The sequence below is a fragment of the Paenibacillus sp. FSL M7-0656 genome (assembly GCF_038003225.1).
Classification (GTDB): domain Bacteria; phylum Bacillota; class Bacilli; order Paenibacillales; family Paenibacillaceae; genus Paenibacillus; species Paenibacillus amylolyticus.
The window spans coordinates 2,470,407-2,490,807 of the sequence record NZ_JBBOOT010000001.1 but is presented as its reverse complement, the minus strand read 5'-3'; the positions used below and the strand labels follow the sequence as shown (position 1 = coordinate 2,490,807).

At 44.2% G+C, this 20,401-nt stretch carries 21 protein-coding genes; 20 read left to right on the top strand and 1 reads right to left on the bottom strand.

What is annotated here, in order from left to right:
* Nucleotides 1-911 precede the first annotated feature (911 nt).
* The 8 genes from MHI01_RS11005 (at nt 912) to MHI01_RS10970 (ending at nt 9,961) form a co-directional block, all read left to right on the top strand.
* On the top strand, nt 912-2,042 hold the full coding sequence (locus MHI01_RS11005; RefSeq protein ID WP_340983129.1) for a glycosyltransferase family 2 protein: 1,131 nt from the start codon (nt 912-914) through the stop codon (nt 2,040-2,042).
* 444 nt (nt 2,043-2,486) lie between these two features.
* Nucleotides 2,487-4,367: a DNA helicase RecQ gene (gene recQ, locus MHI01_RS11000; RefSeq protein WP_340983128.1), complete on the top strand. Its 1,881-nt coding sequence runs from the start codon at nt 2,487-2,489 to the stop codon at nt 4,365-4,367.
* A gap of 405 nt (nt 4,368-4,772) precedes the next feature.
* Nucleotides 4,773-6,815 (top strand): B12-binding domain-containing radical SAM protein, encoded by a 2,043-nt coding sequence (locus MHI01_RS10995; RefSeq protein WP_340983127.1) that lies wholly within the window; start codon nt 4,773-4,775, stop codon nt 6,813-6,815.
* A gap of 226 nt (nt 6,816-7,041) precedes the next feature.
* Entirely contained in the window at nt 7,042-7,686 is a 645-nt protein-coding gene (locus MHI01_RS10990; RefSeq protein WP_340983126.1) for a DUF3885 domain-containing protein, read from the top strand.
* Nucleotides 7,687-7,801: 115 nt separating this feature from the next.
* On the top strand, nt 7,802-8,281 hold the full coding sequence (locus MHI01_RS10985; protein ID WP_340983125.1) for a hypothetical protein: 480 nt from the start codon (nt 7,802-7,804) through the stop codon (nt 8,279-8,281).
* A 48-nt stretch (nt 8,282-8,329) separates the two neighbouring features.
* Nucleotides 8,330-8,896, top strand: a complete 567-nt coding sequence (locus MHI01_RS10980) for a histidine phosphatase family protein (protein WP_340983124.1) — start codon at nt 8,330-8,332, stop codon at nt 8,894-8,896.
* A gap of 83 nt (nt 8,897-8,979) precedes the next feature.
* On the top strand, nt 8,980-9,330 hold the full coding sequence (locus MHI01_RS10975; protein WP_340983123.1) for a hypothetical protein: 351 nt from the start codon (nt 8,980-8,982) through the stop codon (nt 9,328-9,330).
* 46 nt (nt 9,331-9,376) lie between these two features.
* Nucleotides 9,377-9,961, top strand: coding sequence for a chloramphenicol phosphotransferase CPT family protein (locus MHI01_RS10970; RefSeq protein ID WP_340983122.1), 585 nt, complete (start codon nt 9,377-9,379; stop codon nt 9,959-9,961).
* Between the two features lie 42 nt (nt 9,962-10,003).
* Here the strand turns inward: MHI01_RS10970 and MHI01_RS10965 are convergent, their stop codons facing one another.
* Nucleotides 10,004-10,378 (bottom strand): hypothetical protein, encoded by a 375-nt coding sequence (locus tag MHI01_RS10965; protein WP_340983121.1) that lies wholly within the window; start codon nt 10,376-10,378, stop codon nt 10,004-10,006.
* Nucleotides 10,379-10,537: 159 nt separating this feature from the next.
* On the opposite strand from MHI01_RS10965, the gene MHI01_RS10960 reads away from it, so the two are divergent.
* The 12 genes from MHI01_RS10960 (at nt 10,538) to MHI01_RS10905 (ending at nt 20,363) form a co-directional block, all read left to right on the top strand.
* Nucleotides 10,538-10,831: a hypothetical protein gene (locus MHI01_RS10960; protein ID WP_340983120.1), complete on the top strand. Its 294-nt coding sequence runs from the start codon at nt 10,538-10,540 to the stop codon at nt 10,829-10,831.
* A gap of 136 nt (nt 10,832-10,967) precedes the next feature.
* On the top strand, nt 10,968-12,008 hold the full coding sequence (locus MHI01_RS10955; protein ID WP_340983119.1) for an ABC transporter substrate-binding protein: 1,041 nt from the start codon (nt 10,968-10,970) through the stop codon (nt 12,006-12,008).
* A 1-nt stretch (nt 12,009) separates the two neighbouring features.
* Entirely contained in the window at nt 12,010-12,786 is a 777-nt protein-coding gene (locus MHI01_RS10950; RefSeq protein WP_127544071.1) for an IucA/IucC family C-terminal-domain containing protein, read from the top strand.
* Nucleotides 12,787-12,831: 45 nt separating this feature from the next.
* Complete coding sequence (locus tag MHI01_RS10945; RefSeq protein ID WP_340983118.1) at nt 12,832-14,553, top strand: helix-turn-helix domain-containing protein; 1,722 nt, start codon at nt 12,832-12,834, stop codon at nt 14,551-14,553.
* A gap of 331 nt (nt 14,554-14,884) precedes the next feature.
* Nucleotides 14,885-15,490, top strand: a complete 606-nt coding sequence (locus tag MHI01_RS10940) for an oxidoreductase (RefSeq protein ID WP_340983117.1) — start codon at nt 14,885-14,887, stop codon at nt 15,488-15,490.
* A gap of 144 nt (nt 15,491-15,634) precedes the next feature.
* Complete coding sequence (locus tag MHI01_RS10935; RefSeq protein WP_340983116.1) at nt 15,635-16,126, top strand: GNAT family N-acetyltransferase; 492 nt, start codon at nt 15,635-15,637, stop codon at nt 16,124-16,126.
* Between the two features lie 110 nt (nt 16,127-16,236).
* Nucleotides 16,237-16,476, top strand: a complete 240-nt coding sequence (locus tag MHI01_RS10930) for a hypothetical protein (protein ID WP_127544057.1) — start codon at nt 16,237-16,239, stop codon at nt 16,474-16,476.
* Nucleotides 16,473-16,922, top strand: a complete 450-nt coding sequence (locus MHI01_RS10925) for a hypothetical protein (RefSeq protein WP_340983115.1) — start codon at nt 16,473-16,475, stop codon at nt 16,920-16,922. Before MHI01_RS10930 ends, MHI01_RS10925 begins: the two co-directional genes overlap by 4 nt.
* Nucleotides 16,923-17,019: 97 nt before the next feature.
* The gene (locus MHI01_RS10920) at nt 17,020-17,250 is read left to right on the top strand and encodes a hypothetical protein (RefSeq protein ID WP_340983114.1); all 231 of its coding nucleotides are present in this window, start codon (nt 17,020-17,022) and stop codon (nt 17,248-17,250) included.
* A gap of 81 nt (nt 17,251-17,331) precedes the next feature.
* Nucleotides 17,332-17,967: an AAA family ATPase gene (locus MHI01_RS10915; RefSeq protein ID WP_340983113.1), complete on the top strand. Its 636-nt coding sequence runs from the start codon at nt 17,332-17,334 to the stop codon at nt 17,965-17,967.
* A 104-nt stretch (nt 17,968-18,071) separates the two neighbouring features.
* A complete protein-coding gene (locus MHI01_RS10910) occupies nt 18,072-18,446 on the top strand; it encodes a hypothetical protein (RefSeq protein WP_282318932.1) in 375 nt (124 codons plus the stop codon).
* A gap of 111 nt (nt 18,447-18,557) precedes the next feature.
* Entirely contained in the window at nt 18,558-20,363 is a 1,806-nt protein-coding gene (locus MHI01_RS10905; protein WP_340983112.1) for a serine hydrolase domain-containing protein, read from the top strand.
* Nucleotides 20,364-20,401: the final 38 nt, after the last annotated feature.

Sequence of the window (20,401 nt, the reverse complement as noted above, 5' to 3'; positions counted from 1 at the left end):
ACGCTGAAACTGTGCTGCAAGTAACTGTAAGGTAAAGGTAAGGATACTGCAACTGTGTTGCGAGTAACTGTAGAAGCAGAGGCAAACGCAAACGCAAACGCAAACGTAAATCTAAACTTTAATTTTAAGACTAGGGGAAAACTCCTGCCTGCGTAAATGTGAATAGGAGAGTGCTCTGGAGCATCATTGCGGTTCTTGTTATGAAGGGGACTAGGGCGCTTCCGCTTAGATTAAAGGGATGGTTTCGAAAGTAGCTTCTGCAAGCTTCCCAGAGCATTTGTCAGGGCACTTGTCAGATCACCTAGCTGGATCATCTCTATTCCACACTGCTGTTTAGTATGACGACAGAGCTATTCTATGTTCTAACGAATCTCACACGTCTTATTTTGATGAATTAGACGAGATGAGAAATGTAACGAATCTCAGCGGCGCTATTTCATCTGGAAGTTGCGATAAACGACGAATGGATGCCTATAATGCGAGAATAGCGGGTCTCAGATTCGTTACATTTACCAGGTGGCTGAAATACACCAAATAGCGTCACCTCAGTTCGTTAGCCAAGGTGAAGATGAAATGAATTCCGTGATCAATACCAATACCAAATAAATTGGATTAAACATTTACAGGAAACGGAGAAGACAAAAAGAATATCAAGAAGTGGAGCTAAAAGCGTTCTGAATGAAAGTTGCATCGGAAGCATATGTTTCGTCTTTATCCCCGGATTTATCCTTTATAAAAGGAATTAAAAAAAGTTGGGGATAACAACGATCAGAAAGTTTCTGTCATCGGAGTGTCCAGTGTAAATCTCTTTTAGTCAACTTACGATAGTATGCTGTTCGAAGTATTTAACCAACAAAAGCAAATCGTTATGACATTTCGCAATACGCGTACGACAGGAAGGGGCTCAAAACGTGATCACCATCAGTCTGTGCATGATTGTGAAGAACGAGGAACGCACGCTGGCGCGCTGTCTGGACTCGGTTGCCGGCATCGCGGACGAGATCGTCATTGTGGATACCGGTTCATCGGATCGCACGATGGACATCGCTGCGCAGTATACCGACCATGTCTACACGTATGAATGGAAGGAAGACTTTGCCGCAGCGCGGAATGAGTCATTCGCCAAGGCCACGCAGGAGTATATCCTATGGCTGGATGCGGATGATGTGTTGTTGCCCGCGGAACGGGCGAAGCTGGAGGTGTTGAAGCAGCAGCTTCCGTCCGGGGGGAAGACGGAAGCTGTGATCTTGAACTACACGCTGGCCGAGGGAGCGGAGGGGAGTCCACTTGTGACGGACCGACGCCTTCGCCTGGTCAAGTGGGATGCCGGGTGCCGCTGGCATGGCCGGGTGCACGAGCAGCTTAACTTCCCGCGAGGCGAGGTCATTACGGCAGATATTGCCGTCACGCATCGCCGCAAAGCGGGACATCATTCGGCGCGAAACGTGCGCATTCTGCGCAAATGGATCGCCGAAGAGGGCGTAGCCCAAGGTCGCCTGCTGTTTTATTATGCAGGCGAATGTTATGACCGCCAGCGTTATGCGGCGGCGGCACGCGGGTACACGAAGCTGCTGGAGCAGCCAAGTGGATACCGCGAGGATCGCCTGATTGCCTGCGCGCGGCTGGCGGAATGTTATGAACGACTGGGTGAGCCGGGCCGTAAGCTCGGAGCATTGCTGCAGTCGTTCCAGTATGATCTGCCACATGCTGATTTCTGCTGTGCTATTGCGGCCTGTTTCCATGAACGGCAGGAACCCGTCTCGGCGATCTACTGGTATATGCAGGCGGTGGACGTGAGCAGCCGCGATCCGGGTCTGCGCCCGGTGCCTATGGCCTGCCGTACATGGCTGCCACATGCCCGTTTATCCCTTTGTTATGCTCATCTGGGCAACTGGGAGCAGGCATTGATGCATAACACCAAAGCCCGTGAGTACTTGCCCCACGATCCTGGGTTGCTTGCCAATCGGCAGAAGCTCGAAGTGGTGGTACGCAAAGAGATGAAGGAGCGGGAAGAACGTGGTGAAGTGTCACCGCGTAAGTAGAGAGACGAACTGGGACAGATGAGGACAGAAGGGTTTGAAGCGGGAGTAGAAGATAGAGAAAATAAATTGAAGTAGAAGATTGCCAAAACAAACGGCTTATCTGAGTATGAAATTTAGTCACAGAAAGATGAGAAGTACAACCAGTACGAAACAGTCTCTGGAGGGTGTAGTAGATTGTCAAAATTAAATGCAATCGTTTTGTCCAACTAGGGCAGGACGGTTGTTTTTATTTTGATGAAGAAGCTTCAAACGTTTTACAGTAAAACGCGGTTGCTCATTCGGGGCTGGGCCGTTAAACTAAAGGGAGCGGCGTTTGCTTGACGGACAAGTCATGAGAACGCCATTTTGTTGTCAAGGATGCGGGATATGTGCCGCTTTCGGATGTCAGAATCGGATCGGACCAAGCTGGTGGAAAAACACCGGTGATAAGTAAGGAGTCTTTACATGAGTGTGCAAACACCTACATTAGAAGAAGCGCAGGGTCTCCTGCAAAAATATTATGGCTACCCCGACTTCCGTGAGGGACAGAAAAAGATTGTAGCCAGTCTGCTGGAACGTGAAGATACGTTGGGTATTATGCCAACTGGGGGCGGTAAGTCGATCTGTTATCAGATCCCCGCTCTGTTATATTCGGGTCTGACGCTTGTTGTCTCCCCGTTGATCTCATTGATGAAGGACCAGGTCGATGCGTTGACGACCGCCGGAATTGCTGCCGCGTATATTAATAGTACACTTAGCGGCAAAGAAGTGAATGATCGCATCCGCGCGGCGCAGCGCGGTGAGCTGAAGTTGCTCTATGTCGCGCCTGAGCGACTGGAGCTGGATTGGTTCCGCGAGGAGATGGGCTATTTGCCGATCTCTTGCGTTGCCGTGGATGAGGCCCACTGTGTATCACAGTGGGGGCATGATTTTCGGACAAGCTACCTGGCGGTAGCGCCGTTTGTGGATAGTTTGCCGGAGCGGCCGGTGGTTGCGGCCTTCACGGCTACAGCGACGCCCGAGGTCATGGGCGATATTCTGCGGTTGCTGCGTTTGCAGGACCCGCAGACATATGTGACCGGACTTGGGCGGGATAATCTGGCGTTTAGCGTGCTGCGTGGCGAGAGCAAGAAGGATTTTGTCCTGAATTACGCGCGCGAGCATGCCAGCGAGCCAGGTATTATATACGCCGCGACCCGTAAGGACGTGGACGATCTGCATCAGCGTTTGTTGCAGGCGGGATTGCCCGCAGGACGCTACCATGCCGGCATGACGGACGATGAACGGTCCCAGAGCCAGGAAGCTTTTTTGTACGATGATATCCGAGTGATGGTGGCGACCAATGCATTCGGGATGGGGATTGATAAGTCGAACGTGCGTTACGTTATTCATAACAGCATGCCGAAAAATATGGAGGCATACGTGCAGGAAGCCGGACGTGCAGGCCGGGATGGAGAGCCAAGCCAGTGTATTCTGTTATTCGGGGCACAGGACATTATCACCCAGAAGTTCCTGATTGAGCAGAATCCGATGGACGGCGACCGCAAACAGAACGATTACCGGAAGCTGCAACAGATGGTGGATTACTGTTACACAACGCGTTGTCTGCGCAGTGCGCAACTGGATTATTTCGGTGAGGTGCATGACGATACACCTTGCGGTACTTGCAGTTCCTGTACGGACGACCGCGAGTTGGTAGATATGACGATTGATGCACAGAAAATATTCAGTTGCATTCACCGCATGCGTGAACGGTATGGTGTATCGCTGGTCGCTTCGGTGCTCAAAGGCTCCCGTGCCAAAAAAGTGCTCGATTACGGCTTCAACTCTCTGCCAACTTACGGCGTGATGGGTAATCGGACAGAGCGCGAGATATCGGAGATCATCAACGTGATGGTATCCGAAGGATATCTGATGCTGTCTGAGGGACAGTATCCGGTTGTACGTCTGCAGCCACTAGCGGTTGAAGTGCTCAAAGGCCAGCGTGAAGTGATGCAACGTGTCGTCCGCAAGACAGCGGCAACGGCTTCGGGTACGAACTACGGCGGACGCCGTGGACGCGATGCAATGCCATCTGCGGTTAATGAGACGGTATTTGAACAGCTTCGTCTGATTCGGCGCGACTTGGCGGCGAAAGAGCATGTACCATCGTACATTATCTTCAATGATGCGACCCTGCGCGAGATGAGTGTGGTATGTCCACAGACAGAACGTGACATGCTGGATATCAAAGGGGTCGGTGAGGTCAAGTACCGCAAGTACGGACTGCCGTTCCTGGAGTTTTTCCAAAAGCAATCGGGCGAAGAAGTGGATACGGATGATGATGCGTTTTACGAGTATGATTGAGTATGAAATGAGTAAGAGTAAGAGTGAATTGAGTATGAATTGTTAACTTTCACTTTCCAATCTTTGAAGTTGGTTGTCGCGTCTCTGTAGAGTGGACAAATGGTGGCGAATTGTCTTTCAAAGGGTGGACATTGGCGTTGGTAATGGCTGACCGTATCGTATACAACATGTAGGTTGAAGGTGCGGATTTTATACTGTATGTTGTGTTTTTGGCCTGGCGTGGTGTATGTGTCTTTTTGAAAAGAGTGTCCACTCTTTGAAAGACAAAAGTTGGATATGTCCATGAGACATGGAATGGCTAGTTCAAAAGAGGTTTAGATGAACAGCGTCCGGGGCAGGATGGCTGTGCAGCTTTCTTTTTACCAAAAAAATATGGTCTGGGTGTCCAGGCAAAGGTTGTGAACCATGAAGGTTATTCTTTCTACATTAAATGCAAAGTACATCCATACCTCCTTGGCCTTGCGGTGTCTGAAGGCATACAGTGAGAAGGATTTTGATATTGACCTGGCGGAGTATACGATCAAGGACCCGGTAATGAATATTGTGTCTGATCTGTACCAGCGCGGCGCAGACGTGATTGGGTTCTCGTGTTACATCTGGAACATCGAAGAGACGATCAAGGTCATTGATAATCTGAAAAAGGTTATGCCGAACGTGAAAATTCTGCTGGGCGGGCCGGAAGTGTCCTACGACACGGAATATTGGATGAACCGGATTCCCAATGTGGATTTCATCGTGATGGGTGAAGGGGAAGAGACGTTGCATCAGCTTTTGATGGAACTGGAAGGAAGCAAGAAGTTCCACTTTGTCTATGGACTGGCGTATCGCAAAGGGGAAGAGGTCATTCTCATGCCAGGACGGCCAAAAGCGGATCTGAACGATCTGCCGTCACCACATCGATTTGAAGAGGATATCCCGGATCTCGGGAAGCGGGTTGTTTATTTTGAGACCAGTCGGGGCTGTCCATTCAGTTGTCAGTTCTGTCTGTCCAGTATTGAGGTCGGCGTGCGATATTACGATATTGAGCGGACGAAGTCGGATATTCTGTACCTGATCGAGAAGGGCGCGAAGCTGATCAAGTTTGTAGACCGGACGTTTAACATCAAACGGGATTATGCGCTCGAAATGTTCAAATTCCTGATCGAGAATCATCAGGGGACAGTATTTCAGTTTGAAATTACGGCGGATATTATGCGTCCCGAGGTACTCGACTATCTGGCAGAGAATGCGCCACCAGGCACATTCCGGTTCGAGATCGGGGTACAGTCTACGAACGATCCGACCAATGAACTGGTGAAACGTCGCCAGAACTTTACAAAGCTGAGCCGGACCGTGAACAAGGTAAAAGCCAGTGGAAAAATCGACCAGCATCTGGATCTCATCGCCGGACTGCCGGAGGAAGATTACAATACGTTCCGCAAAACGTTTAACGATGTGTTTGCTCTGGGGCCGGAAGAGCTTCAGCTGGGATTCCTCAAAATGCTGCGTGGTACGGGTCTACGTCTGGATGCTGAGAAGTACAACTATACGTACATGGATCACGCGCCGTATGAGATTCTGGGCAGTGATGTGCTCCCGTTCAGCGACATCGTGCGCTTGAAACGGTTGGAGGATGTGCTGGAGAAATACTGGAACGCACACCGGATGGACCATACGCTGAAGTATCTGATGGAGCAAGAGTTCAACTCACCATTTGATTTCTTCCAGGCGTTCGGGGATTACTGGGAAGGTCAGGGCTGGCAGAAGATCGGTCACCAACTGGAGGATCTGTTTACTCGTCTGCACAGCTTCCTGGAGTCGCGGAACACGCCGCATATGGATATCGTGCTCGGCCTGATGAAGCTGGATTATTTCCTCGGCCACAAATACAAACCACGCAAAATCTGGTGGGAAGATCCGCTTCAGAAAGACCAGTGGGCGGGTTATATGAAAACGTTGGCTGAACGTCCAGAAGACGTTCGACTGCCACGTGTTGCCGGCGCCGCAGGCACGGCATGGCTGGAAAGCAGCGGCACAGGTCCGAGTGTCGCTGGGGCAAGTCCGGCAGCTGCCGAGGAAGACTCTGCCGCAGATGCGGCGGGTGTAATCGGCAACGAAGCCGGGAATGCAGCGTCGCTTACTTCGGGCGACGCAACAGGGTCCGCCGCGGATGGAGCGGCGGACATGGTGGACGGCAACGCTTTGCGTGCGTTGCCGATGACCTCGGCCATGACCGCACAGACGGTCATGGGTGCCCGTGCTTTCGCCGACCTCGGTCTCGGCGAAAAGGAACTGCAGAAGCACACCGTATTGGATGTGCTTCCGTTCCGGCTTGAGCGTGTGCTAGCTGGCGCCAGCCCGCTTGCCGCGAAAGGCCGGACGCTGCTGGTCGTTGTGTACCAGCAGCATGAAGGGCAGCAGGCGCAGTATTACACGCTGCCGCTGGGAGAAGAAGCCGCTGCTATGTAGGTGCAGCGGCCTGAGATAAGCTACATGGGCTAATTGGTGCCATGTAGCAAGATGAAGCGCCACGACTATGAGGTCGGGGCGCTTTTTTTTACAACAGCAAAGTTCTCATATTAAGGTAGTGTATATACGAAGGGGAATGGTGCGTGATTATTTTCAAAGCAACAAAAACGACATTAAAAGATTTAAATGTCAAACCAGTAACCATAGAAGACACGGAGGCCACAGAATGGATCTGAAGACGTACCTGGCAGAGCATTTTCCAAACCTGACCTTAGAGCCGCCTCTTTTTTATAATTGGGATGTTGCAATACGATTCGAACTTGGCAATCCGCTAATGTTTGGAATGAATACGGAGCATTATATGGAACAAGTTTATCATCGATCAATTGAATTATTTAAGGCTCTTCATGATCAAGAAGATGAAATCCTATTAATAACGCAAGCTTATTTTGCAGATAAGCCTAAACACAAAGTGAAGAAATTGAACCTGTACAGAAAATATATCAAGAAGAAAGGGCCGATTAGAGCCTTGAGCCTTGAGATATTTCCAGGTTTGGATTGTGAAACGGACGACATCTCAGACCCAAGGAACAACATGTATAGGTACTGGACTAAATGTAGAGTTGAGGACTTGAGATATAATCAGTTAATCAAAGCTATATGTAATCATGATGTTGGAATTAAGCCAAAGATATATCATAGGGTGTATTTCATTAATATAAGTAAGAAAACGATATTTCATATCTATGATGATAGAGGTTGCGATGTTATTTCAGCATCAGGGGAAGAGCTAGTGGATACCTATAGAGAATATAACGATTGGATTTTAGATTATGATAGAGACAGAATTAACAAGGTATTTTTAGGATAGTGGGTTGGATGATCCAATACAATTTTCTGATGTTGATTGCGCAGGGATAATGTATTATTTGAAATACAGGTTTGGAAAAAACTATAAGAGTGTTCCGATGTAAGGAGTATGGATTATGGATAAAAAAGAGAAGAAGATTATTATTGCTATAATTGTACTTGCTGTAGTTGTATTAGGAGTTATATGGTACCTAAAAGTAGGCTATCTATTAAAGAAACCGGAGATGCCCGAAGCAAATATTGCAATTCAGACCCAAATGGTGGATGGTGGTGCGATCAGTTTACGAAATGCTGATTATACGGAAAATCAAATCAAGATTGGATATGAAGTGAAAGGGTTTAGTTTGGAGGAATATAATATTGCTTGTGAGCTTTATCGTGACGGACATTTGATTTCAACTTCTGGCTCAACAGGTGGAGGTTTGATAGAACTGAACGAAAAGCATTATTACTTCATTGGTCATGAGACTATAACTGAAATGAATCTGCCTGAATCTATACATCTAAACGTGGAGATTAAAGTGATACCCAATGATTTTAGACAAAAATCGATAACTTCAACATTTGACGTTAGTCTTGATAAAGAAGTGCAATAGATTAAAGAAGGCAGTAATTTTTGATGGAAGAAATTCAAGGAGGGTCCTATGAAGACCATCGTTTATATGGTAAGGCATGCGGAGTCACCGTATATGGAAGGAACGGAAAGAACGAGGGGGCTTACCCTGCAGGGCAAGATGAATGCAGAACGAATAACGGAAATATTAACGAATGAAGGAATACATTCCATCGTCTCAAGTCCTTATGCTAGGGCGATTCTAACCTTAGAAGGTGCGTCAGCAGCGTTAGAATTAGATATTCAGATCATGGAGGATCTTCGGGAAAGGCATTTTTCAGATGATATGATTGCGGATGAAGAGTTTGAGCCTGCTTCGAAGAAGATGTTCGATGACCCGGATTATGTATTGCCAGGAGGCGAGTCGAACACGGTTTGCCAGAATAGAGCAGTGGGCGTGTTGAAACAGATTTTAGAAGAATACAAGGGTAAAAAAGTGGCGATCGGCACACACGGACATGTAATGACGTTGATGATGAACTACTTTGATTCGTGTTACGGATTGGATTTTATGAATCAAACCAAGAAACCGGACATTTATCGATTACAGTTTGACGAGATGGAATTAGAGAACGTGACAAGGCTATGGAGCGAATGAAAGTGAGTAAGCGAGAACGCTTGTTCATAATTTTGGTTACAGGTAAAGTATAGATATAATTGAACTTTAGAGGGGTGACTCCAATGACGTTACAAAACTTATTTCATGAAAAACCAACCAAACTATGGAAGGAGAGAATGGTTGAACACGGAGATGAGCTTTTCACAGAAGAGAGATTACTCATGTCTGATCAAGCCCTAGATACATATTTGCACCAATTAATAGCATTACAAGAAACGCAAGATTCTGAGCGCATGATGAAAGCTGTAGAAGAAGTTGTGGTTACATTTAATGAGATGAATGAGGAAAATGGCTATTTCATAGAAACAATGGAACGTGAAGAATTGGCTGATTTTATAGACAAGGCGGCTAGGCTGGTTGGATTGGACATCCATGAGGATGAAGATATTACGGAAGAATGGAGAGAGTGGTAATTCAGCAGAACAGTGTTTTCCAATTTTAATGATAAGGGTGATCAATATGGAACGAGGACTCATTATATTTTTGAACGGAACGTCAAGTTCGGGGAAGACAAGCATTGCGATGGAAATGAAAAATCAGGGAGACATTCCGTTTCATCATCTATCTGTAGATCAATTTCTGCATAATTATGATCAGTTTATCGACAATACATATCCAGATATGAAACCAACAAGAGAAGTGGAACACCATGTGATGACCGATATCCTGTTCGACCCCATCAATTCGTTGTACTGTGCAACCATTAAACTGTTTTCGGAAATGGGTTTGAATGTCATCGTGGATACGGTCATCAGCAATGACAAGTGGTTTAACGATTTTTATGAGTTACTATCGGATTATCCGATATTGTTTGTAGGTGTGCATTGCTCGAAAGAAGAACTCACCAGAAGAGAGCAGAGCAGGGGAGATCGTGAGATTGGACTTGCCCATTCCCAGTTCGACTACATCTACTCCTATGATGAATATGATCTGGAAGTGAATACGGAAGAGCTTAGTGCAGCTGCATGTGCGGAAAAGATATTAAGTTATATGAAGTCCGATCAGGAATACTTGGCATTTAAGAAATTAAGCAGAAGAGACTGAAGCTGATTGCGTTAGATCATATGATATCCATTCCAATGAAAGTTAGGGATTCGGCCAAATCTTTTTCTTAGAGTTGCTTCCAGGACCTAATAAGTAGATTTCATCAACATTCCCATATGTATTAGAAAATGAAATTGTGAAGTCTTTACTACCACCGATAGGAAGTTTACTGCCTTTAATCTGAATGAAAAGTGAATTTTTATGATGTGAGAGGTAGTAGCCGTGATATCTGCTAATACTGTCTGCAAATCCACCTTTTACCGTAATAAGCTCAGGAGAAACTTCAGTTCCCGTAACCATTGTCTCGTCAGGATCGACAACCTTGTTCAACATGTACAATCCAATGATAATAGGAACAACGACAATAATAACTGCGCTAACAATAATGCTAAACTTCATGTTTGGTCGCATACTCATGTTTCACCTCATAATTAGATGATATGAATCGATGTCTTAATACTCATTGGCATCGATTTATTGTATTTAATCAGAACAGAATTCTACGTTTAGAAATATTAAGCTCACTTATATAATATACTAATTCATTTTTTTTGTAGAGATAGGGGGAGGTCATCGATGGAAATTAACGCTATGAATCCAGAAGATCATATTCAACACATGTTACAGGTAATCATTGAGAAAACAAAATCCATTATGAAAGATAGTCATAAACAATCCTTCGGCTCTTTAGATTATTTCCTGGGACATATTGTAGAGTATCGCGATGTAAAGCAATACCTGACAGATGAGTGGCATATCCGCACACCGCGCTGGCTAGGGGAGTATGGAAATACGCCGGAAGAAGAAGAGCTTCTTTCAGACATTTACCGACTGCAAGCATATATCACTGAAACATTAAAGGGCGGATAAGCGGCTTACGATGTCGCATTAGTCCGGCTCAAATGTCGCAAAAGTACATGGTAACGCAATGCAGAGATCGTTTATACTCTCTTTATGTTTCGATAATGAAAATCATTATCAGTATTATACATAAGGGGGATTCATCATGAATCAAGGAACAAAGGGGCAGGCTGCCGGAAGCAAGGCATATGCTGCTCACAAATCACGATTATTCATGGGCTTGATGTTGGCCCTTATTCTTGTCCTGACGGCTTGCGGTGCCGGAACAGGTACAGATAGCGGTAAACAATCTGCGGCAACGCCAGCGGAGACACCTGCGAATGCAGAAACACAGACAGATGGAGCTTTTCCAGTAACGATCACACACATGAAGGGTGAGCTGACGCTAAACGAAAAACCACAGAGAATCGCTGTGGTTGATGTTAAGTTTCTGGATCAGATGTTAGCGGTTGGCGAGAAGCCAGCAGGTAGTGTTATCGCTGGAGGCAACACTGATTTCCCAGAATACTTAGGCGATCAACCGAGCGGCGTACAGGTTCTGGGTACACGGGACGAGCCTAACCTGGAAGCGATTGTTGCACTCGACCCGGATCTGATCATCATGACCGACTTCCAGGAGAAACAGTATGAAAGTGTAAGCAAAATTGCACCTACCCTCGTACTCGATTTCTACGAAGACTGGCGTGATACGTTAGCTACGGTTGCCCAAGTTACAGACAAGCAGGACGAGGCAGAGAAAGTGCGCACAGCGTATGAAGACAAAATTGCCGGGCTGAAGACAAAATTGTCAGAGAAGCTGGGTGATGAAACAGTGGCGATCATTCGTCCGCGAAAAGAAGGAATTCGTGTTCACGGTATTGAGCATCGCATCGGCGGTATCATGTACAATGACTTGGGGCTGAAAATGCCTGCTCTGGTACAGGAGATTAATGAAGATGGTTCCGTAGAAATCTCGATGGAAAAAGTGCCTGAGATCGGGGCAGATCGTTATTTTGTCCTGTCGGATGAGCTGTTTGCGGCAGAAGCCGAGGCTATGTTGACTAATCCAGTGTGGAAGTCCCTTGATGCTGTGAAAAATAACCGCACGTATGACGTTAACTCAACATTGTGGATTGCATATTACGGACCTCTTGCGATTAATCTTATTGTAGATCAGGCATCGGAAGCCCTGCTCGGATCGAATTAATATGAACCCATATCTCTCGACAGACTTATGGAAAGAGACAGTGGAGGATTATTCGATCTTGCTCGGTGAGCCACCTGAACATAGTGTCCGTACCATTGCTCTAAGTGAGTTGCATGACGAAGTGGCATGCCGAGAGTATATCGGTTGGTTTCAGGAGTACATCGATGCCCCTGACATGAAGGTTGCCGCTTCGATGTTAGCCAAACGGATTGGTTATCTGTGGACGGCTCCGCTGGTGACCGCGATGACTTTTCATCATCAGCATGTTTCGTTTCAGCTGGAGAACAGCTTTCTCTATCATCCGGCGCTCTCAGATCATGAGGGAGGCACACGATTTCCTTTTCTAGCGGTGAATGGACTTCAGGCTGAAGGACTAACGGGAGACAGGGCAGTGTGGCGGGAAAAGGTGGTCGAGGAGATGTTTGCGGTACAGCTTACACCCCTGTTAAAGACGCTTGCTACAATTGCACCACTTTCGATGAGTATTCTCTGGGAGAATATCATGGTACGTATCGGCCGACTATTCGCTCCTGATGAAGCCGAGACTGAGCAGGAAAGTAAGATCATTCGTGAGGACTTTTCATATCTGACGCAGGTGGCATCCGGGGAAGTGTTTGGTGAGAGGAAGAATCCGTTAACCCGCTTCACCGATTGTAAGGACAATGTGCATGTTGCCAAAAGCGAGCGAATTACCTGTTGTTTCTATTACCAGATGTCAGGCGAATATTGTCTCAAATGTCCGAAAATTGACAATGAGAAAGAATCTCAACTAAAATGACAACAGCAACAAATTTACCTTTGCTATTGTCAGGAGATGAGAAAAATGCCGCTGCAAGAACAGACAAGTCTATGGAGTGATACGGCGATCAAGATGCTTGACGGGGATAGCGGTACTTTGCAGACAGGCAGCGTTTTACACGAAACGGATTTAACTTCAAATGTGCTGCTGCTGGCATATGGAGGGGAAGGGGAGCTTGCAATGGATGGCGAGGGTTGCCACATTGGAGCTTCTTTTGCCTGTCATGTGGTGAAGGGATCATCCTTTACGCTGACGGCCAGATCAGAGGACATTCATTATATTGTGATCAAATACAAGGCTTCTTCCATGGAGGGAGCCTCTATTGCTATGCCTTCGTACCGAAAACATCCGCTGCGCAGGTCATTTGTTCAAAACTCGGCAACCCATGCGGAATGGATCGAAAACGCCGAAAAAATCGTTGCCAAATGGCGCCGCGGTGAAGGACTGGAACGTTTCTATGCCAACGCTTTGCTCCAAGGAATGATCTACGAGCTGATCATGGAGTATGAACGTGGTCAAGGGGGAGCGGAGTCCGACATGGTGGATGTAGTCGCTTCTTATATCACATCGCACTATCGTCAAAACTTGGAGCTAAAAGAGCTGGCAGCCCTGGCGGGCTGTAGTGTAAGACAGCTGCAGCGACGATTCAAACAAGTGAAGCAGCTTGGACCGATGGAATACGTCATTCAGCTACGTATGGAAAGTGCCTCACGCATGCTGCGTCATACGGATGCGTCCATTGGGGAAATTGCTGAAAAAATGGGCTACCGCGACATGTATTATTTCAGTAGGGCATTTAAAAAATATAATGGCGTCCCACCGCTACATTACCGGCATGCCGCCGCTTCGAGAAGAGATGCAGACTATGCGAATGCTTTGCTGCAAAATCGCACAGCTTCTTCCTATGAATCAGCCGAAGGCCCGGTCATCTGCCATATGCGCGGGGAGTACACCGTCACCGAAATACCACAGCGTATCGCTGTCCTCGATGTGCAATATGCTGATCATTTGCTTGCACTGGGCTTGTCTCCGGTGGGAAGTGTCGGACTAGGAAGTACCGTGTTAACGTTCCCTCAATCACTCCGGTCAGGACTCCAGCATACAGCATTACTTGGTACGTATGAATACCCCGATCTCCAGGCGGTAGAGCGACTTGCGCCGGATCTGATTATTTGCACCGAGGTGCATGATCAGCATCATGAATGGTTAAGCCAGATCGCTCCAGTGCTCATGTTCAAGCGTAATGAAAACTGGCAGACCATCCTGAGTCTATTCGGTGAACTGACAGGCAAGCGAGCAGAGGCCAAGCAGATTATCGCGGATTATCATCGCCGAACAGCTTTGCTATCCGAGGAATTGTCCTCTGTACTGGCAGGAAAAAGTGTGGCATTGATTCGTCCACTCGATTCCCTCGTGCGCGTCCATTCTGCTGCTCATCGCACAGGCGCTGTGTTGTACCGGGATCTGGGTTTGCCCGTTCCGTTATTTGTGGCAGATACCACCGACACGGCCTATCATATCTCTGTTGAGAGATTACCGGCAGTACAAGCTAGCCACTACTTTTTGCTGAGTAATGAGTTTATGCAGGATGGGATATCTGCGACAGAGCAACGTGTCTGGGGGATGCTCGATATGGATGAACGCCAGCACATACACTCGGTCGATGCCGCAACATGGATTGGTTGTTATGGGCCAACAGGTATTAATGGGATAGTGGATCAGATTGAACAGGCGTTGTTGGCTTGATAGGTAGTTGCTGGCGCTAGCCCGCTTGCAGCGAAAGGTGGTACGATCTACCTTTTTTAAAGTTGATATGTTCCAAATGCATCGGAAGGTCGTCGGATTCCCTATGGGATGAAGAAGGACCTTTTTGTTTTATTACTATAACGAAAGGTTCGACTGCATACTCGCGTCCTGTACAACCCTGCATATATTCAGCGTATTCAAAGCCCATTGGATCGATTGGATAAGGGTTTGAGAAAACTAATAAATCTCCCTTATTCGCCAATTTCCTTTCGCAAATGTAACAATATGGGTTATCATATACGTAGTTCAGGCACTAGTAGGAGGGGATTCAATGAAAAAAAATATAGCAATAATCATACTAATGGTTGGATTGGTAATAAGCATGTACTTCAACTATCAATTCAAAGCGTACAAAGATAATCAAGAAGTTGAATACACGGTTAAACTGAATCATGGAACTCAAATGGGTATAAAAGAATCCATCTACAATTTAGATAATGTGGTAAAAAGCTTAGAGGACGGCTCTTCCAAGGAAACAGTCATATATGCCTTAGGAAATGTGGCGGTATCTTTGAAAGTTGGCGAAGAATCATTCGTGTTCCTGAAATCCGACTTCAGGGAAGATCAATTATCATCAACTTATTTAATCTATAATGTGTTTAGAGATATGTATACGCATATAAGAGTAGAAATCATAGGCGAAATTTTATCGAATAAGATATCGCTAGAAAAAGAATCGAGAAATCAACTGATTAAGGATATAGGATTGCTTAAACAAGATTTGGAGTATATCGATAGTCATTTTAACGAGGATATTCTGAAAGAACAAAGTCCTAAGTGGATTGAAAACAAATGGAAAGAGTTAATTGGAGAGATTGTAAATCGAAATACGGATTATAAGTTATATGAAAGAATGAAAACGAAATACAATCTATAATGAGTTCGTGAGAGACTATGGATATAGGCGGATAACCCCGCACCAACTAACTGTGCTCATGTAGCCGCACCCTTTCGGGTGCTTTTAAGCGGGTGGTGGGTTAGCATCTACGAAACGACATCAAACCATAAGGAGGCCAATTACGTGATTAGATTGTGTAAAAGCATGGATATGGATGTAATGTATCAGATTATTAATGATGCAGCAAAGGCATACAAAGGAGTAATTCCTGACGACAGGTATCATGAGCCTTATATGACATTGGAAGAGCTAAAGTGCGAAATGAACGATGGTGTAGTATTTTGGGGGTTTGAAGAAAAAAATCTATTATTAGGAGTTATGGGAATTCAAGATAAGGGTGATGTATGTTTAATTAGACACGCATATGTACGAACAAACCAAAGGAATAGCGGAATAGGTACGAAGCTTTTATCTCATATGGTGGCTTTAACAAATAAACCGATCTTAATAGGGACATGGGACTCAGCTGAATGGGCTAAGAAATTTTACTTAAAGAATGGTTTTAAACTGGTATCACCTGATGAGAAGAAAAAGCTATTAAATACCTATTGGAATGTTCCAGAAAGACAAATTGAGACCTCTGTAGTCTTATGCGATAGCAAGAGGGCCACTTGACAAAATTTCAGAATATACAAGTTAAAATTAAATTAGAAGTGGTTTCGTATAATATCATATTCCCGCGTAGGGGCTTGCGCCCCTTGATCTGCCCGTAATATTTCTGTGAAATGGATAAGCAGTTACATCCATTCCCTAAGATAAGGCTATCTAAAGGGGGGCGTCGTGATGCTGGTACATTCCAGAAATTAATAAATCAAAACGAACCTATATTTGAAAGCAAACAGCTAGACAATGTCTATTTAAAAGGACTTAGTAAATATTCACAGATTAGACTAGCGATTGCACTTGAACTTGCAAATAGGGATCTTCAAGATGAAGAGAAAAAATTAAAGGAGTTTCCGAATTGAAGAATCAAAAGCGTTCAATAATTTTGTTATTTCTTTTAATATTACTAGCCCTAACTGGTTGTAGTTCAAACAGTGTGAAGACGGATGAAACTGTTGAGAATGGGTTGAACATAAACTCGATATCAATTGGACTGGGAGGGAGCGAAGGAGATGAAGGTATAACAGTCGTAACATATCATTTCAATCTATGGAATAGAACCAATAAATCAATAATCCTAAAAACAGTTGAACCAATTATAAGTAATGAGATTCAGGAGCGATTAATCGGTAGAGACATTAGATTGGACATAAATAAGAAAGTTGATGGTAATACTTCGGAAGCACTGACAGGTACTTTTAAATTAGATACAAAAGGGCTTGATAAAGAAGGAATAATCAAGTTAAACATTAATGTTAAAGAATTTAATATAGCATTTGAACAAGTCATAGGAATAAACGAACCTTAAGGCTCATCAATATCGGATAACAAAGTGTTTATGATGTGTGACAGGTATCCTTTTTGCTGAAAATAGTGGTGTTTTTCTTAAAGGAGGATCTTAAATAATGAGAAAACGACATTCTATTGAAAAAGCGGAGTGGTCAGAAACAAGAGAGAACCAGTATCACAAAGACTGCAAGAATATTGTATTTTCATTTGGCGATAGACTCATTAAAGAGGGTGGCACGGTTTATTTGAAACGAAAAGAAGTCGAGATTAAGGTAATAAAACCTCTTAAAAGAAAAACATTCTGGTATGAAACTTGGCTGAAGATCAAAGAAATCTACAGTACATAGTCTAATGAAATTCAACATGATCGCTTAAGAGCCAGTGAAGGTTGATTAATCATTTTGTGAGTAATATTTGGAGGTAATTGAATGACGATAATTTGTCTCGAAGGTGCCAGTTCTGTAGGTAAAAGTACCACTTGTCAGCAGTTCGCTACACAATATGATGCATTTATTGTTCCAGAAACAGGGCTTCTTTTTGAATCTCCTCAACTTGACGGTAAGGAACTTATGATGTGGTTGCTGGAGAGACAAATCGATAGATGGCATATAGCATATGAGAAGAATCAACAACATGAGTATGTGATTTTGGATGGCGATGTATTTAAGATTTGGTACAGCTGGATATATGGTTATGAGCACCTATCTTTAGATGAAACAGCGAACTTTTTTACAGAGAAGTTATTGAAGAATGAAATATCATTACCGGATGCTTATGTACTGTTCTGGGCTGAAGAAGATGAGTTGCGCAAGCGAAAGGAGATGGATCAGACAAGATCCAGAAGAAATTTTGATAAACATCTGCGCATGATTGAACCTCAAATGAGATACTTCCATTATCTTAATGAACTGGTACCAGGATATGTAGGGATTCATAAAGCAGAGACTGTAGCAGATAATATACATCATATTGTAAAGCATAGCGAGACATTACCGGACATAAAAAAACGAGAGATCGAAATCTTTGATAGAGTAATTGATTTTTACAAGAGTACTACTCCTTAATCTTAGTGTGGCTTTTGATATCAGATCTCAAAGCTATTCTAGCTGTGTCTTGGATAACTGACCAAATACTGCGATCAAAGAAAAAGAAATATATGAGGTGGGTTATGGGCGTAAGAAAAAAATATAAACGTAAAATCATTCGCTCTAATCGATTATTTTATTGGTATGTTGAACCGGATATTGACGATGAAGGAATAATCAAGTTACATATCGTTTCTGAGGATAAGAAGTTAATCGTCACTTATGAAGTGGGACAACACAGTATTAAGAACAAGCCCCCATTTATAGTCATCATCGGAGAAGAATTTGAAGGCTGGACAACAGAATATATAGGATACAGAAGAGTATTAACACCGCAATGGAGCGATGAGATCATCACGCCAAAATGGATAGGTGAAATCATTGATTGGTGTCTCTTGAAAGATAAAGAAATAAACATTGTTAATTGGAAAGGTGAGATTCTTCGGCCTCTCTCCTAGATGGATTGTAATTGCATTTGAAAAAAATTTGGAGTCATATGGACTCTTTTGAAAACGCATACGTGAAAACAAGAGAATCAATTAATATTTAATATAAAAGGAGAGAAGCTAATGCAGATGAATCGTGGACATCACACGGCTAACAAAGTAATCGCTTGTGTTCTGTCATTCATATTTATCATTATGGCAATAGCAGTACCTGCCCACGCTGAGGAGAAACAGGTTGAGACTACACCATCCAGGATTCCGTTATCCAAGTTAGAGGAAACGATTGATGCTTATGTTGCCTCCTATGAGAAGTATACCGCTGCCGTTTCGGTTGTGGCTATCAAAGACGGTGAAACCATTGTGAATAAGGCATATGGTTACGCAGATATTGAGAATCAGCGAAAGGCGGATACCTCTACTGTTTTTGAATGGGCTTCGATCTCTAAACTGTTGGTCTATACGAGTGTGATGCAGCTTGTCGAACAAGGAAAGCTTGATTTGGAGACGGATATCAGAGAATATCTGCCAGAGGGATTTTTCAAAAAGCTGAGGTACGATGATCCGATTACCCTAATGAACCTGATGCATCATAATGCGGGTTGGGAAGATCAAACAGCGGCCGAGGTGTTTTATTACTCCGAGGATGAAACGTTAGAATTAGGAGAAACGCTGCGTAAAAATGAGCCGAAACAGATCTATAAACCGAATAGCATCGTGGGTTATTCAAACTATGGCGTTGGTCTAGCCGGTTACATCGTGGAAAAGATAAGTGGCCAACCTTTTTATGAATATGTCGATCAACATATTTTCGAACCGCTTCATATGAATGACACTTCAATTCATCCAACGGGGCAAGATCATCCAGACCTAGTACATAGAAGAAATGAGATTGAAGGGTATACAAAAGATTTGAAACTGATCCCTGAGAATAGAGTATACTTAACATTTTATCCTGCTGGGGCAGCGATTGGGACAGCAGAAGATTTAGGCAAATTCCTTGCAGCGTTGATGCCTGTGGATGATAGCAATGTATTATTTAAGAACAGGGATACGTTAAACGAAATGTTGTCAACAAGTCTATATTATGAAGGTACTTCTACTCCGCGATTTGCGCATGGGTTCGTTGAGATGGAATACTGGGTGCCTACACTGATGCACGAGGGGAATTTGAAAGGATTCTCCAGCAAACTTGTCTTTGATCCCGCATCTAAATTTGGGATGGTCGTCATGACAAACCAGTCTTTTGAGGAAATTTATTATTATGGACTTATCAAAGAAATTTTTGGCGATAACGTCAATTCTAATATTATTACTTCCGATGGGGGAGGATATTTTCAATCCGCACGACGCGCAGCCTCTAAATTTACTAATTTATTTACTGCCCTTGATATAAAGAAATTCACAAAAGCTGAATTAAGTAGTTCTTATAACGTTGTCGAGCATAATGGTGTTGTTGAGAAAATTTCCTTTACTCCTTACATTGATTATTTGCCTGTATCGAATGTAAAGGTGAACTTACTTAAGATATCTCTTATTCCTGTTGCGCTAGCCATCATTTTCAGTTTAATTGCTTTGATCGGCTATTTAATCCGGATGCTTATTAACAAGCTATATAAACGAGGAAATCCTACCACCAATTTTAATAAATATCATCTTGCAATTAACTTTGCTGGTGTGGTACTCCTTCTTAATCTTTTCATCCTACAGACGAAGTTGAGGTTTCCAAATTATCCTGCGTATTCTTCGTTGCGCATCAATATAATGTTTAACCTACTATATGTTGTTCTAGCAGTGGCGTATCTTGGCTTGCTTATGTACAAACTGCGTAAGAACAGTTATAGCAAAAAGCAAAAGGTGATGTACATCATGACTGGCATCTCGGCGTTCATCTTGGTTGCTTTTATTGTGGGATGGAATTTGTATGTTTAGAAGGGCAGAGGCTAAATGGGGAACTTAAGCATTATTGA